2 pseudogenes are annotated in these 267 nt (G+C 34.1%); both read right to left on the bottom strand.

The window, feature by feature from the left end:
- A pseudogene (locus tag SB717_RS36465) lies at window positions 1-150 on the bottom strand (signal recognition particle-docking protein FtsY); the annotation flags it as partial.
- 15 nt (window positions 151-165) lie between these two features.
- Window positions 166-267, bottom strand: a pseudogene (locus SB717_RS36460) (chromosome segregation protein SMC); the annotation flags it as partial.

Genomic DNA, 267 nt, shown 5'->3' with positions numbered 1-267 from the left:
ATCTTCGTCCACTTTACGGTAACGATACACTAAATCATTCACTTTATCCGCAAATGAATTTCTAGTTTTTTCTAATCCGTGTTTAAATTTCTCTGTAACTGTATCCGTTTGTTTTGAAATTTTTTCTTTTAGTTTTTTAAAAAAACTCATACTTTCCCATCCTTCCTATTCACTTGCAATAAGTTCTTCTCCGGCATCTAAACGAACCGAAACAAGTTTAGATACCCCTGATTCTTGCATTGTTACACCGTACAACACATCAGACTC

This window comes from Priestia sp. SIMBA_032, assembly GCF_046535215.1.
GTDB classification, from domain to species: Bacteria; Bacillota; Bacilli; order Bacillales; family Bacillaceae_H; genus Priestia; species Priestia aryabhattai.
Note: the sequence above shows the minus strand (reverse complement) of the source record. Positions and strands in the feature narration are given on the sequence as shown.